The sequence below is a fragment of the Streptomyces sp. P9-A2 genome, assembly GCF_036634175.1.
Classification (GTDB): domain Bacteria; phylum Actinomycetota; class Actinomycetes; order Streptomycetales; family Streptomycetaceae; genus Streptomyces; species Streptomyces pratens.
Genome location: NZ_JAZIFX010000001.1, coordinates 2,800,839 through 2,814,610, shown reverse-complemented (window position 1 = coordinate 2,814,610; position 13,772 = coordinate 2,800,839). Strand labels below are relative to the sequence as shown.

Genomic DNA, 13,772 nt, shown 5'->3' with positions numbered 1-13,772 from the left:
ACCTGTTCGAACATGCTGTCGCACAACCCGTCGCGGATGCAACGTCGTTGAGCACGATGTGACGTGATCCGGACATGTAGGGGGACAACGTCCTACGGCTCGGGCGCGACGACGGTGTCGTGGGCCCCCGGTACCGCACCCGCACCCGTACCCGCAGCCGGCTGAAGGCCGGGAAAGTTTTTTTCGCGAAGACCGTACAACTCTCCCCGCACCCCGCGGGTCGTACTTGCTGTCAGGACTTCTGTGGGGGGACCCGGGGGGGATCCGAGAGGTTCTGACGGGGAGGGAACCGAGGGGGCCCGGTCGACGGACCGGGCCCCCTCGAAGCGTGCGGGACGTTCAGAAGAACACCCCGCACCGCAGCAGCACGTTCGCGTACGGGCGGGCCTCGCCGGTGCGGACGACGAGCCGGGCGCCGGCGGTCAGTTCCTTGAGGCGTTCGTGCGGGACCAGGTCGAGGTCGGGGAAGTGGCCTGCCAGCAGCTCCGCGGCGGCCGGGTTGGCCTGGCGGATCTCGGTGGCGGCCGTCGCGCCCTCGATCACCAGCTCGGCCAGCAGCCCCTCCAGTACCTCCGCGAAGGACGGCACCCCGGCCCGGAACGCCAGGTCCACCACGTGCGGCCCGTCCGGGATCGGCATGCCCGCGTCGCACACCAGCACCCGGTCCGTGTGGCCCAGTTCGGCCAGTGCGCCGCACAGGTGCCGGTTCAGGATTCCGCCCTTCCTCACAGCGCCGCGACCTCTTCGGCGGTCGGGAAGGACACCTGCGCGCCCTCCCTGGTGACCGTCACCGCTCCCACCCGGGCCGCGTAGGCCGCCGCGTCGGCCAGGGACTCGCCCAAGCCCAGCCGCCAGGCCAGCGCCGCGGTGAACGAGTCGCCCGCCCCCGTGGTGTCCACGGCCCGCACCTTCACCGAGGGGATACGGGAGATCCCGTCGGCCGAGGCCACCAGCGAGCCCTCGCCGCCCAGCGTCACCACCACCGAGCGGGGGCCCTTCGCGAGCAGCAGCCGCGCCCAGTCCTCGGGCTCCTCGCTGACGCACGCCTCGCCGAGGATCACCTTCGCCTCGTGTTCGTTGACGATCAGCGGGTCGCAGGCCGCCAGCACCTCGCCCGGCAGGGGCTGCGGCGGCGACGGGTTCAGCACCAGCCTGCTGTCCGGCGCCAGCGAACGCGCCACCTCCACCACCGTCTCCAGCGGGATCTCCAGCTGGGTGGAGACCACCTTGGCGGCGTGGAAGAGGCTCCCGGCGGCCCGTACGTCATCGGGCGTCAGCCGGCCGTTGGCGCCCGGCGAGACGACGATGCTGTTGTCCCCGGACGGGTCCACCGTGATCAGCGCGACGCCGGTGGGCGCCCCGCCCACCAGCACGCCGACCGTGTCGACCCCGGCCTCCCGCTGCGAGTCCAGCAGCAGCCGCCCGTGAGCGTCGTCGCCGACCCGGGCCAGCAGGGCCGTCCGGGCGCCGAGCCGGGCGGCGGCGACCGCCTGGTTGGCGCCCTTGCCGCCCGGGTGGACGACCAGGTCGGAGCCGAGCACCGTCTCCCCGGCGTCCGGCCGGCGCTCGACGCCGATCACCAGGTCGGCGTTGGCCGACCCCACGACCAACAGGTCGTAGTCGTACATGGAATGGCTCCCCACATGGTCGTCATGTCGTCATACGGTCGTCGCACAGTCACACGGTCGTCCGGGGGCGGCCGGTCGTGATGACCGACCGCCCCCGGTCCTGATCGCTCGTCGGTGTCAGCCGCTGAACTCGGCCACGTTCTCCTTCGTGACCACCTTCACCGGAACCATCACCGTCTCGTCGATCTTCTTGCCCTCGGCGGCGCGCAGCGCGTTGTCCACCGCGATCCTGCCCAGTTCGCGCGGCTGCTGCGCGACGGACGCGTACAGCGTGCCCTGCTCGACCGCCTTGAGGCCGTCCGGCGTGCCGTCGAAGCCGACGACCTGGACCGACTTTCCGGCCTTGGAGCCGAGTGCCTTGATCGCGCCGAGCGCCATCTCGTCGTTCTCGGCGAACACACCGTCGATGTCGGGGTGGGCCTGGAGCAGGTTGGTCATCACGTCGAGGCCCTTGGTGCGGTCGAAGTCCGCGGGCTGCTTGGCGACGACCTTGATGCCCGGGTAGTCCTTGAGGCCCTTGGCGAAGCCGGAGCCGCGCTCGCGGCTGGCGGAGGTGCCGGCCTGGCCCTGGAGGATCACGATGGTGCCCTTGCCGCCCAGCTTCTCGGCGAGCGCCTCGGCGCCCTGCCGGCCGCCGGCCACGTTGTCGGAGGCGACCAGCGCGGACGTCTCGGCCTTGTTGACCCCGCGGTCCACGGCGACGACCGGGATGTCCGACTCGTTGGCGGAGCGCACCGCGGGTCCCGCCGCGTCCGAGTCCACCGGGTTGACGATGATCGCGTCGAGGCTGCCGCTGGTGAAGTTCTGCAGCTGGTTGGCCTGCTGGGAGGCGTCGTTCTGCGCGTCGGTGACGGTCAGGTCGAGGCCCTGCTTCTTCGCCTCCGCCTGGGCACCGTCCCTGATCTGCACGAAGAAGGGGTTGTTGAGGGTCGACACGGACAGGCCGACCTTCTGCGCCTTCCCCTCCGAGGAGCCGTTGTGCAGGAAGGACAGCGCGCCGACGATCGCCGCCGCGACCACCGCGGCGAGCAGATAGGTCGCCGCCTGCTTCTTCCGGTCGCCCCCGCCCGGCGCACCGGACGCGGTCGGGGTCGCCCCCGCCTTGCGGCGCAGGGTGTCCAGGAGCACGGCCAGCGCGATGACCACGCCGATCACGACCTGCTGCCAGAACGCCGACACGGAGAGGAGGTTGAGGCCGTTGCGCAGCACCGCCAGGATCAGCGCGCCGATCAGTGTCCCGGACGCCTTGCCGGTGCCGCCCGCGAGGGAGGCGCCGCCGATGACGACGGCGGCGATCGCGTCGAGTTCGTAGCCCTGCGCGGCCTGCGGCTGCGCGGAGGACAGCCGGGAGGCGAGCACGATGCCCGCGGCGGCGGCGAACAGGCCGGACAGCGCGTAGATGGCGAGCTTCTGCTTCTTCACCCGCAGCCCGGACAGCCGGGCCGCCTCCTCGTTGCCGCCGATGGCGTACATGGAGCGGCCGATGTACGTACGGCCGAGGATGAACGCCGTGATGAGGCCCATGACGATCATCACGAGCACCGGCACCGGCAGCCAGCCGCCGAGGGTGTCGCCGAGGTGCGAGACGGAGTCGGGGAACGGGATCGGCGAGCCCTGGGAGATCACCAGGGACAGACCGCGGGCCACCGACAGCATGGCGAGCGTCGCGATGAACGACGGCAGCTTGCCGTACGACACCAGGACGCCGTTGACCAGGCCGCACGCGATGCCGGTGGCGATGGCCAGCAGCACCGCCAGGGGCACCGGGACGCCCTCGGAGGTGGCGCTCCAGGCGAGGACGGTGGCCGACAGGGCGGCGACCGAACCCACCGACAGGTCGATGCCCGCGGAGACGATCACGAAGGTGACGCCGAAGGCGAGGATCGCGACGACCGCCGCCTGGACGCCGATGTTGAGCAGGTTGTCGGCGGTCAGGAAGTCGCCGGACAGCGCCGACATCGCGATGACGAGGACGATGAGCGCGGTGAGCGCCCCGTTGTCGAGCAGGAGGCGGCGCAGGCCGCCCGAGGCGGAGCCCTTGCCCCCCGTGCTCTTGAGCGTGTCAGTGGCCACGGGGGCCCTCCTTGTCGGTCTGATCGGTGGTGTCGTCGTTCTTGCTGCCGGTGTCCGCGCCGGTGTCCGTGCCGGTGCCGACCGCGAGGGCCATCACGGTGTCCTGCGTGGCGCCCTCGGCCGGGAGTTCGCCCGCGATGCGGCCCTGGGCCATCACCAGCACCCGGTCGCTCATGCCGAGCACCTCGGGCAGATCACTGGAGATCATCAGTACGGCGGCGCCGGCCGCGGTGAGTTCGTTGATCAGCTGGTAGATCTCGACCTTGGCGCCGACGTCGATCCCGCGCGTCGGCTCGTCGAGGATCAGCACCTTGGTGTCGGCGAGCAGCCACTTGCCGATGACGACCTTCTGCTGGTTGCCGCCGGAGAGGGTGCGCACGTGCTGGCCGAGGCCCGCCATCCGCACCCCGAGCTGCTCGGCGATCCGGGCCGCCGCGGTGTGCTGCCCCTTGAGGTCGACGAGGCCCGCGCGGGTGGCCGAACGCATCGTCACCAGGCCCAGGTTCTCCTCCACCGAGGCGTCCAGGACGAGGCCCTGGCCCTTGCGGTCCTCGGGGACGAGTCCCATCCCGGCCGTCATCGCCGCGTTGACGTCGTGCGCGCGCAGCGCGCTGCCCGAGACCGTCACGGTCCCGCTGTCGTACGGGTCGGCGCCGAACACCGCGCGGACGACCTCGGTACGGCCCGCGCCCACCAGCCCGGCGATGCCGACGACCTCACCGGCGTGCACCTTGAAGCTCACGTCGTGGAAGACGCCGTCGCGGGTGAGCCCCTCGACCCGGAGCAGGGTGTCCCCGGCCTCGGGCCGCAGGCGCGGGTACTGCTGCTCGATGGACCGGCCCACCATGAGGCGGACGAGTTCGTCCTCGGAGGTGGTGGCCGGGACCTGGCCGACGCTCCGGCCGTCCCGGATGACCGTGACCCGGTCGCCGAGGGCGGCGATCTCCTCCAGGTGGTGCGTGATGAACACGATGCCCACGCCGTCCTCGCGCAGCCTGCGCACGATGGAGAAGAGCTTGTCGACCTCTTCGGAGGTCAGCACGGCGGTCGGCTCGTCCATGATCAGCACGCGCGTGTCCAGGCTCAGGGCCTTGGCGATCTCGACCATCTGCAGGCGCGCGATGCCGAGTTCGCGGACCCGCGCGGAGGGCGGCACCTTGACGCCGACCCGCTCCAGGAGGACGGCGGCGTCGGCTTCCATCCTCTTGCGGTCGATCATCCCGAAGCGGCGCGGCTGCCGCCCCAGGAAGATGTTCTCGGCGACCGTCAGATCGGGTACGAGGTTGAACTCCTGGTAGATGGTGGCGATCCCGAGGCGCTCGGAGTCCTGCGCACCGTGGATGCGCACCTCCTCGCCGCCGACCAGGATGCGGCCCTCGTCGGGCGTGTAGGCGCCGGACAGCATCTTGATGAGGGTGCTCTTGCCCGCGCCGTTCTCACCGAGCAACACGTGCACTTCGCCGCGGCGCAGGTCGAAGTCCACGCTGTCGAGGGCGACCACGCCGGGGAAGGTCTTGCGGATGCCCTCGATGCGCAGCAACTCGTCCGGGTTGCTCACGACGTACTCCTTTGTACGGGGGACTGGGTGGGTGCCGGCGGTTCGGACGCCGGGGGCCGTGGGACCGGGAACTGTGGGGCCGGGAGCTGTGGGGCCGGTTCGCCGCACGAGCGGCGTACGACGAGCCGGGCGGGGAGGGTGACGGACTCGCCGGGCCGCCCCTCGATCCGGTCGACCAGCGCGCGTACGGCGGCCCGTCCGAGGTCGCCCGTGGGCTGGGCGATCGCGGTGACCGGCGGATCGGTGTGCACGAACCAGGGGATGTCGTCGAACGCGGCGAGCCCGATGTCCTCGGGAACCCGCAGCCCGCGCGCGCGGACGGCGTCCAGCGCGCCGAGTGCCATCAGGTTGTCGGCGGCGAAGACGACCTCGGGCGGCTCGGCCAGGTCGAGGAAGCCCTCGGTGACCCGGCGGCCGCTGTCGGCCTGGAAGTCGCCCTGGCCGATGTAGCCGTCGGGGAGGGGGAGCCCGTACGCGCGGAGCGCCTCGCGGAAGGCGTCGACGCGCTCACGTCCGGTCGTGGTGGCGGCCGGCCCCGCGATGATCGCGAGCCGCCGGTGACCGAGCCTGTGCAGGTGCGCCACCAGGTCCCGTACGGCGGTCCGCCCGTCCGACCGGACCACGGGCACGTCCACGCCGGGGATCCACCGGTCGACGAAGACCATCGGCGTCCCCGCGCGGGCGGCGTCCAGCATCCGCGGCGAACCGCCGTCGGTGGGGGAGACCAGCAGCCCGTCGATCCGGCGGTCCAGCAGGGTCGTGACGTGGTGGTCCTGGAGGTCGGGCCGCTCGTCGGCGTTGCCGATGATCACGCTGTAGCCCAGCGCGCGGGCCTCCTCCTCGACGGAGCGGGCCAGCTCGGTGAAGTACGGATTCATGACGTCGCTGATCACCAGGCCGAGGGTGCGGGTCTGGTGGGTGCGCAGCGACCGGGCGACGGCGTTCGGACGGTAGCCCAGCGTCTCGACGGCGGCCAGCACCCGCTCGCGCGCGGCCGCGCTGACCGACGCGTGGTCGTTCAGGACACGGGAGACCGTCGCGACGGACACGCCCGCCTCGGCGGCGACATCCTTGATGCCCACCATCGCCTCCACCTCCTTGTGGAATCGATTACATCGGCTGTGCACCAAGGATTGGAATCGATTACACGAGGGGAAACAAGGGGTGAAGACGGCCGAAACCAAATCGTGACCGGGGTGCGGGGTGCCGCCGGAGCCTTCCCTCGGCGGGCCGGAACCGATCACTCCCGGCCGGCGTCGTGGTGTTCATGGAGCGGGGCGGGAGCACGATGGGCGAGGAGCCGGCGGGAGTGGAGCTGCTGCTCACCTTCTTCCTCATGGTGGCAGTCCCCACCGTCATCGGAGGTGCGGTGATCCTGTCCCTGGTCGGCCTGACGATGTGGGCGACGGCCCCGCTGCGGCGACGCGGGCGGACCCGCTCCGAAGAGGGCTAGGCAGTTTCTTGCGGATCACCGCACAAGTTCCGGGCTGTCGGTGGTGGGATGGCGTCATACGACCTGAGCATTGTTTGACATCCTCCCCCTCCTGGAGAAGGAGGGGGATTCCTGGCTCAGGCTGCCGCCGGGAGCAGCGCTCCCGGGGGTCTTACGCCCTCAGCACCAGCCGGGTTGAGACCAGCCCGGACGAGCATCACGCGTGCGGAGTTCTTGTCTCTGGGGGAGACGGCCTGGCAGGCGGTGCAGGTGTAGGTACGTTCCGACAGTGGCAGTGCGTGCTTGGTTCTCGCTCCGCACGACGCACAGTCCATGGTGGTGTGCGCGGGGTGCACCAGGCGGACGTCCCGCCCGTGCTTGCGGCCCATCTCGATCAGGGCCTGTTTGGTGGCGCCGATCGCGGCGTCGGCGGCCTTGCGGGCCATGGTGGTGTGGGCGAGGAACTTCGGCCGGAAGTCCTCGACGGCGATTGCGTCGTGGTCGGTCACGACGCGTTTGGCCCACTTGCGGGCGGTGTCCTGCCGCTGCCGGGCCACCTTCTTGTGCAGCTTCGCGGCCTGCGCCTGCGCCCGCCGGTAGCCCTTGGACGCAGCATGCCCGCGTGCGGGCTTGCGGCGGGCCATCATCCGCTGATAGCGGGCGAGGCGCTGGGCGGCGTTCTTCCCGTGCCGGGCGTGCGGCAGGTCGTGCGCGTCGGACGTGGTGGTCGCAGTCTGCTTGACGCCCCAGTCCACGCCGATCACAGCGCCCGTCTCCGGGAGCGGCTGGACTTCGATGGCGACGACGAACGACGCGTACCAGTGGCCGACGCTGTCCCGGTACACGCGCACCGACGAGGGTGCGCAGGGCAGGTCCCGCGACCGCACCACCGTCAGGGCGATCCCGCCTGCCAGGTGCAGACGGCCGTCCTTCAGGCGGAAGCCCCGGGTGGTGTAGTTCAGGCTCGGGGCGGCCTCGCGCTTCTTCTTGTGGCGCGGCATTCCCGCACGTCGCTTCACCGGGAGACGCTTGTCGATGTCCTTCAGCGCCTTGGAACGCGCCGTGGCGAAGTCCCGGACGGTCTGCTGCTGCGGCACGCTCGCGCCGTCGCGGAGCCATGGCGTACGGGCACGGGCCTCGGTCAGCATCTTGTCGAGCCGGGCCGGGCCGCACGTCAGCCTGTCGTCCGGGTGCGCGCGATTGCGGGCGTGCACCTGCCGGGACTTGGCCACGCATTCGTTCCACACCCAGCGGCATCGGTCCCACTCGGCGAGCAGGGCGGTGCGGGCGGTCGACGACACCCGCAGCCGGTAGGTGTACCGGGCACGCCCCGCCCTGTCGGCCCCTGCTGCGTGCGCCACGCCCTCACCCCCGTCCGCATTCCGGCCGCGCCGACCCTGCGAGGCGACCATACGCACGAGATCCGCACACCCGCACCCCTCTCCCGCCCCGACCACCCCCACCAGCGAACACGGGCACGCACGTTCGCCCACACCCGCGGCCCCACCCGGCAAGCCACAGCGACACTCCACGCTCAGAGGGGGCGGGACGCCGCGACGTCCCGCGCCGCTGTCATGGAATGCGATTCCTCCCCGGCGTGAACGCCGGGGCCTCCTCGCAAGAGACCAGGTGACCAGGAACCACATTGAGGTGGGGCATGAACGTGTGGGGGCGTCGGGGCCGGAACGGATCAGGTTTTGGACGGTGCTGCGCGGCTCGCTCCTGCCGATCCCCGTCTGGACTGGTGTCGCGTGCTTCGCGTACTTCGTCTACAACCCGCTCGTAGTGATCGTCCTGGTCGGGCTCTTCTCGGAGCCCGGAGCCCGGAGCCCGGGTCCCGGGCGCCGGGCCCCCGCCGGACGTCAGCGCGACCGGGACGTCATACCCGTCGAGGCACTCCCAGGCCGGTGACCGCTTCGGGGGGCGTCGGACGGTGCCTCCTGCGCGAGAACGCGCGAACACGCGGGCGGTCTTCCCGGCAGCCAGGTGCGCCGACACCCGAATCGAACGGCCCGTCGGAGCGCCTGTCCCCCACGCGAGCTACGCGCAGGTGTCCACCGTGAGGTGACGATTCGCGGACGCCGGATCCGTAGCGTTCGAGGCGTCGCGGCGCCCCGGCCGCGGACCCGGAGGAGGAGCGTTCATGAGGTTCGTCTGGCAGTTGTCGGCGGTCGTGGTGGTCGCCATGATCGGCTATCAGGTGGTCGCCGCCGTGGAGAATGACCCCTGGCTCCAGCTCGTCCTGGGCCTCCTGGTCTCCGTGCTCGCCGTACTCGTCTACGGACGGGTGGTCAGCAGGACCGAGCACCGCCCGGCCATTGAAGTGGCCCGTAAGGGTGCCGGGGCCGCGATCGGCCGGGGGATGCTGATCGGCGTCGCGATGTTCGGCGCCGTGCTCACCAACATCTACGTCAACGCGCACTACGAGATCAACGGCCTGGGCTCGGTGTCCGGCACCGTGGGACTGGTCGGCTTCATGGCGGCCGCCGCCGTGACGGAGGAACTGATCTTCCGGGGGGTGCTGTTCAGGATCATCGAGGAGTACACCGGCACCTGGATCGCACTGACGCTGACCGGGCTGCTGTTCGGCCTCTCGCACCTGCTGAACCCCCACGCCGACCTGTGGGGCGCCCTCGCCATCGCGATCGAGGCCGGCGGCATGCTCGCCGCCGCCTACGCCGCGACCCGCACCCTGTGGGTGCCGATCGGCCTCCACTTCGCCTGGAACTTCGTCCAGGCCGGCATCTTCAGCGCCGAGGTCTCCGGCAACGACACCCCGCAGGGACTGCTGGACACCGTGATGTCGGGTCCGACATGGGTCACCGGCGGCGACTTCGGACCGGAAGGCAGCGTGTACGCGGTGCTGTTCGGCGTACTGGTGACGATCGGGTTCATGTGGCTGGCCCGCAAGCGCGGCAACCTGGTGCCCCGTCGGCGCGCCGACCGGATCGCCGCCACCCCCACTACACTGCCCCGGTGACCGGACTTCCGCGGATCCAGGAACTGTGGCGCCGGTCGGGCGCCGCGGTCTGGTACGTCCCGCTCGCAGCGGTCCTGTTCGCCGCCTCGCTGGTCTACCACGACAACGGCACGGAGCTCGGCGGCCTGCCGACCCGCCCCCTCGACGCCCTGGCCGTCGCGGCGATCGCCCTCCAGTGCCTCCCGCTCGCCGGACGCCGGCGGTGGCCCGTCCTCTGCTTCGCCGTGGTGTCGATCGGCTTCGCCCTCGACCAGCTCCGCGGCTACCACTCACTCGCCGGCATCGCGCTGCCCATCACGCTGTTGAGCGTGGCCTCCCACCTGGAACACCACAGGCGGGCAACCGCGATCGCCGCCTCCGTGGCATACGTCCCGCTGGCGGTCGCGCTCCACCGGCTCGGCCCCGGCGAACCGCCCGTCGAGTTCGTGACGTTCTACCTGGCCGTGGCACTCGCCTGGGGCGTCGGGTCATGGGTTCGTCACACCCGGGCCCTGGAGGACGAGAGCCGCCGCCGCGTCGCCGAGGACACTCGCGCCGCCGAACGCGCCCGCATCGCCCGCGAACTCCACGACGTGGTGACCCACCACGTGACGGCGATGGTCGTACAGGCCGAGGCGGCCCGCTATCTGACCGCCGTCCCCGATCGCCTCGACCAGAGCCTGACCGCCGTCACCGACACCGGCCGCCGTGCCATCACGGATCTGCGGCACCTGCTCGACCTGCTCAACCCCGACCACGGCACCGAGCCCAGGACCCCACCCGCCGGCCGGCTCCTCACCCTCGTCGAACAGACACGGCGGGCCGGTCAGCCCGTGGAGTTCACCGAAGAGGGCACACCGGCCGAGTCGACCGGCAGCGCCGACCTCGTGGCCTACCGGGTGGTGCAGGAGTCCCTGACGAACGCCCTCAAGTACGCCCATGGCAGCCGCACTTCCGTCCGGGTGCGCCACGGCTCGGGAGAGATCACCGTGGAGGTCGGCACGGACGGCTCCGGCTCGAAGACCCCCGGACTCTCCGGGAGCGGGCGCGGCCTGGCCGGTCTCCGTGAACGGGTCGACGTCCTCGGCGGCGACTTCAGCGCGGAGCAACAGAAGGACGGCGGCTTCGTCGTCCGCGCCCACATACCCGCCGGGAGCCCGTCGTGACCGCGCCCATCCGCGTCCTGATCTGCGACGACCAGGTACTGATCCGCACCGGACTGGCGACGATCATCGACGCCCAGCCCGATCTCGAGGTCGCGGCCGAGTGCGGGGACGGGCAGACCGCCGTCGATCTCGTCGGACAACTCCGCCCGGACGTCGTGGTGATGGACATCCGCATGCCGGTGCTCGACGGCATATCGGCCACCCGCCTCCTGGCCGGCGCCGGCGTACCGCACCCCGTCAAGGTGCTCGTGGTGACGACGTTCAACCTCGACGAGTACGTCTACGAGGCGCTCCGCGCCGGCGCGAGCGGCTTCCTCCTCAAGGACGCGCCACCGGCCCAGCTGCTGCACGGGATCCGGACCGTGGCGGCGGGCGCCGCACTGCTGGACCCCGAGGTGACACGCCGGCTCGTCGGCCGGTACGCCGTCCGGATCCGCCCCACCGAGGACAACGGGCCCGACGTCCCGCTGACCCCCCGCGAACTGGAGGTCCTGCGCCTCATCGCGGACGGCCTCTCCAACAACGAGATCGCCGCGGCCCTCGTGATCAGCCGGGAGACGGTCAAGACCTTCGTCTCCCGCATCCTCACGAAGCTCGGCCTCCGCGACCGCGTCCAGGCAGTCGTCTACGCCTACCGTCAGGGCCTGGTGTCCTGAAGCGGGCCACGGCCCCGACCCACTGTCCGCCGCCGGTCGCAATCGCCGTCAGTCGCAGACCAGTCGGCGGGCGAAGCACACGGCGAGAGGATGGCCGACGTAGGGGCCGTAGCCCTCGGTGCGGGCGTAGCCCTCGCGCTCGTAGAACCTGATGGCATCGGGCTGAAGCACACCCGTCGACAGGTGCAGCACCTTGTAGCCGAGGCGGGACGCGTGGTCCTCCGAGGCGGACGGCGAGATCCGCGCCGGCGCCTGGGTCGCCGAACTCACCGGCGATGTCCTGGACGGCCGGCCCAAGGGCATGCGGCTGACCTGTTTCGCCACCAGCACTTCAGGCCGGCCGATCGCCGAGCTCGAGCCCCGTCACCGGCTGCGGGCCCGGGCCGAGGACCGCATCCGTGCCGCCCGTGCCTGGGGCGGAAGCCTCGTCGAAACCGCAACCTGACCCAACCCGGCGAACCCGTGCGGACACAGCACCAGGCGAATTCGCCGGCTGCCGCGAACGCCCGGCCGGCGTGCGGGTGCCGACTCGCCGGCGCTCTACTCGGGGCGCGGGGTCTCCCGTGCCCGGGCCTGGTGCCGGCGGGCCTTGAGCCGGTTCCCGCAGGTCTTCATCGAGCACCACCGTGCGGTGTTGGCGCGACTGCGATCCAGGAGGAAGAGGCGGCATTCGGGGTTCCCGCACGGCCGCAGACGGCCGGGCAGGCGTTCCTTGACGTCCGCCCACGCGAGCACGAGTTCCACGGCGAGCCTGCGCTCCGGCGGCACCTCCAGGTGCCACTCGACGCCCGACGCGCTGGGCTGCGGGACTTTGTGAACGCCCGCGAGGACTCGGCGCAGACGGGGCTCCGCCGGTGTGCCCGACTCCGCCGCCTGGAGCGCGTCCCGGGCGGTGCGCAGCCACCCGCGCTCCTCCTCGCCGCCGAGGCCCCCGTGCTCCCGCGCCCACCCGTCCATCTCCTGGTCGTCACGCCACAGGTCCTGGCGTCGGCCCTCCGTGACAGGGGTGCTGTTCAGTGCCTGCATCAGGGCTTGGTCGTCCAGCACGGCCCTCACCTTCCCGGCTAACTCCATCAAGTCGCTTGACAGGTTACTCCCAGGGCGGTCTACTGGACGCCGAGCGATAACCATCAAAATCCATTGAAGGGGTTAGTCATGGTTGAGATCCGCCACCAGTACGCGACGGTGCGGGGACATCGCGTCTTCTACCGCGAGGCGGGACCCCGCGAGGCGCCCACGCTCGTGCTCCTGCACGGATTCCCCTCCAGCTCACGTATGTTCCGTCACCTCGTTCCGGCGCTGGCCGACCGATTCCACGTCATCGCCCCCGACCACCTCGGCTTCGGCAACTCCGACGCCCCGCCCGTGGACGCGTTCACCTACACCTTCGACTCCCTGACCGACATCACCGAAGCCCTCCTGGCCCAGCTCGGCGTCACCCGCTACGCCGTGTACGTCCAGGACTACGGCGCGCCCATCGGCTGGCGGCTGGCCCTGCGCACCCCGGACGCGATCACCGCGGTGATCACGCAGAACGGCAACGCCTACGAGGACGGCTTCGTACCGGACTTCTGGAAGCCCGTATGGGCGTACGGCGAGGATCCGGGCCCCCGGACCGAACCCGCCGTCCGCGGCGCCCTCTCGCTCGACGCCATCCGCTGGCAGTACCTGCACGGAGTGGACCGGCCCGAACTGGTCGACCCCGACACCTGGACCGCCGACCACCGCGAGGTCAACCGGCCGGGCAACGACCTCGTGCAGCTCGCCCTGTTCCGCGACTACGCCGGCAACCGGCCCCTCTACCCCCAGGTGCACGCCTACTTCCGGGAACGCCGGGTTCCCCTCCTCGCGGTCTGGGGCGCGAACGACGAGATCTTCGGCCCGGACGGAGCACGCGCCTTCGCGAGGGACCTGCCGGACGCCGAGATCCACCTGGTTCCCGGAGGCGGCCACTTCCTGCTCGAAAGCCACCTGGACACCGTGGCCGGGTACATACGCGGGTTCCTGACCGCCGCCGGAGCACCGGCGTGAAGCCCGTGAAGAGTTCCCGGGGCGGGTGAACGGGATCTTCAAGGCCGGGATCCGGCCGGGACGCACCGCTCGCCACCGCCTCGACCAGCGGGCCGGCCGCCGCCCGCATCCGGAAGAGCCCCAGGGCCTGTCCGGCGGATCATGCCGGAGACGTGGGGTCTGGCACGCTCTCCCCCGAGCTCTTCGAGCAGGGGGACCCCCAGCGGCGTTGTCGTCGGTTGCCGACTCCCCCACTCTCGGCTGCTCCCCCACTCTCGGCTGCTCCCCCA

At 71.4% G+C, this 13,772-nt stretch carries 13 protein-coding genes and 1 pseudogene; 6 read left to right on the top strand and 8 right to left on the bottom strand.

The features are described 5' to 3' along the window. Positions 1 to 339: 339 nt before the first annotated feature. The 5 genes from rbsD to V4Y04_RS12745 all read right to left on the bottom strand — a co-directional run bounded on the left by rbsD (position 340) and on the right by V4Y04_RS12745 (position 6,344). The gene (rbsD, locus tag V4Y04_RS12765) at positions 340 to 729 is read right to left on the bottom strand and encodes a D-ribose pyranase (protein WP_332427801.1); all 390 of its coding nucleotides are present in this window, start codon (positions 727 to 729) and stop codon (positions 340 to 342) included. Continuing rightward, on the bottom strand, positions 726 to 1,628 hold the full coding sequence (locus V4Y04_RS12760) for a ribokinase (protein WP_332427799.1): 903 nt from the start codon (positions 1,626 to 1,628) through the stop codon (positions 726 to 728). The genes rbsD and V4Y04_RS12760 overlap by 4 nt, the downstream gene beginning before the upstream one ends. A gap of 117 nt (positions 1,629 to 1,745) precedes the next feature. Next, positions 1,746 to 3,701, bottom strand: a complete 1,956-nt coding sequence (locus V4Y04_RS12755; protein ID WP_332427797.1) for an ABC transporter permease/substrate-binding protein — start codon at positions 3,699 to 3,701, stop codon at positions 1,746 to 1,748. Then, a complete protein-coding gene (locus tag V4Y04_RS12750) occupies positions 3,691 to 5,259 on the bottom strand; it encodes a sugar ABC transporter ATP-binding protein (protein ID WP_332427796.1) in 1,569 nt (522 codons plus the stop codon). The genes V4Y04_RS12755 and V4Y04_RS12750 overlap by 11 nt, the downstream gene beginning before the upstream one ends. Then, on the bottom strand, positions 5,256 to 6,344 hold the full coding sequence (locus tag V4Y04_RS12745; protein ID WP_332427795.1) for a LacI family DNA-binding transcriptional regulator: 1,089 nt from the start codon (positions 6,342 to 6,344) through the stop codon (positions 5,256 to 5,258). Before V4Y04_RS12745 ends, V4Y04_RS12750 begins: the two co-directional genes overlap by 4 nt. 203 nt (positions 6,345 to 6,547) lie before the next feature. Between V4Y04_RS12745 and V4Y04_RS12740 the strand changes: the two genes are divergently transcribed. Then, entirely contained in the window at positions 6,548 to 6,712 is a 165-nt protein-coding gene (locus tag V4Y04_RS12740) for a hypothetical protein (RefSeq protein WP_332427793.1), read from the top strand. Between the two features lie 116 nt (positions 6,713 to 6,828). Here the strand turns inward: V4Y04_RS12740 and V4Y04_RS12735 are convergent, their stop codons facing one another. Beyond that, positions 6,829 to 8,052, bottom strand: a complete 1,224-nt coding sequence (locus V4Y04_RS12735) for an RNA-guided endonuclease InsQ/TnpB family protein (protein WP_332427791.1) — start codon at positions 8,050 to 8,052, stop codon at positions 6,829 to 6,831. Positions 8,053 to 8,834: 782 nt separating this feature from the next. On the opposite strand from V4Y04_RS12735, the gene V4Y04_RS12730 reads away from it, so the two are divergent. From V4Y04_RS12730 to V4Y04_RS12720, 3 genes are read left to right on the top strand one after another with little or no spacing between them, the layout of a single operon-like run. Then, on the top strand, positions 8,835 to 9,671 hold the full coding sequence (locus V4Y04_RS12730; RefSeq protein ID WP_332427789.1) for a CPBP family intramembrane glutamic endopeptidase: 837 nt from the start codon (positions 8,835 to 8,837) through the stop codon (positions 9,669 to 9,671). Continuing rightward, positions 9,668 to 10,816 (top strand): sensor histidine kinase, encoded by a 1,149-nt coding sequence (locus V4Y04_RS12725; protein ID WP_332427787.1) that lies wholly within the window; start codon positions 9,668 to 9,670, stop codon positions 10,814 to 10,816. Before V4Y04_RS12730 ends, V4Y04_RS12725 begins: the two co-directional genes overlap by 4 nt. Further along, the gene (locus V4Y04_RS12720) at positions 10,813 to 11,472 is read left to right on the top strand and encodes a response regulator transcription factor (protein ID WP_332427786.1); all 660 of its coding nucleotides are present in this window, start codon (positions 10,813 to 10,815) and stop codon (positions 11,470 to 11,472) included. Before V4Y04_RS12725 ends, V4Y04_RS12720 begins: the two co-directional genes overlap by 4 nt. 48 nt (positions 11,473 to 11,520) lie before the next feature. On the opposite strand, the gene V4Y04_RS12715 is transcribed toward V4Y04_RS12720, so the two are convergent. After that, positions 11,521 to 11,742, bottom strand: a complete 222-nt coding sequence (locus V4Y04_RS12715; protein ID WP_332427785.1) for a hypothetical protein — start codon at positions 11,740 to 11,742, stop codon at positions 11,521 to 11,523. Between V4Y04_RS12715 and V4Y04_RS12710 the strand changes: the two are divergent. Then, a pseudogene (locus tag V4Y04_RS12710) lies at positions 11,684 to 11,890 on the top strand (IS1380 family transposase); the annotation flags it as partial. The gene V4Y04_RS12715 and the pseudogene V4Y04_RS12710 overlap by 59 nt on opposite strands. A gap of 122 nt (positions 11,891 to 12,012) precedes the next feature. Here the strand turns inward: V4Y04_RS12710 and V4Y04_RS12705 are convergent. Continuing rightward, complete coding sequence (locus V4Y04_RS12705; protein WP_332427784.1) at positions 12,013 to 12,519, bottom strand: CGNR zinc finger domain-containing protein; 507 nt, start codon at positions 12,517 to 12,519, stop codon at positions 12,013 to 12,015. 108 nt (positions 12,520 to 12,627) lie between these two features. On the opposite strand from V4Y04_RS12705, the gene V4Y04_RS12700 reads away from it, so the two are divergent. Then, entirely contained in the window at positions 12,628 to 13,503 is an 876-nt protein-coding gene (locus V4Y04_RS12700) for an alpha/beta fold hydrolase (protein WP_332427782.1), read from the top strand. Positions 13,504 to 13,772 lie beyond the last annotated feature (269 nt).

Excerpts from the sequence above, each read along its gene's own strand:
- V4Y04_RS12760 (WP_332427799.1), bottom strand. The coding sequence starts at position 1,628 with ATGTACGACTACGACCTGTTGGTCGTGGGGTCGGCCAACGCCGACCTG.
- V4Y04_RS12745 (WP_332427795.1), bottom strand. The coding sequence starts at position 6,344 with ATGGTGGGCATCAAGGATGTCGCCGCCGAGGCGGGCGTGTCCGTCGCG.
- V4Y04_RS12740 (WP_332427793.1), top strand. The coding sequence starts at position 6,548 with ATGGGCGAGGAGCCGGCGGGAGTGGAGCTGCTGCTCACCTTCTTCCTC.
- V4Y04_RS12730 (WP_332427789.1), top strand. The coding sequence starts at position 8,835 with ATGAGGTTCGTCTGGCAGTTGTCGGCGGTCGTGGTGGTCGCCATGATC.
- V4Y04_RS12700 (WP_332427782.1), top strand. The coding sequence starts at position 12,628 with ATGGTTGAGATCCGCCACCAGTACGCGACGGTGCGGGGACATCGCGTC.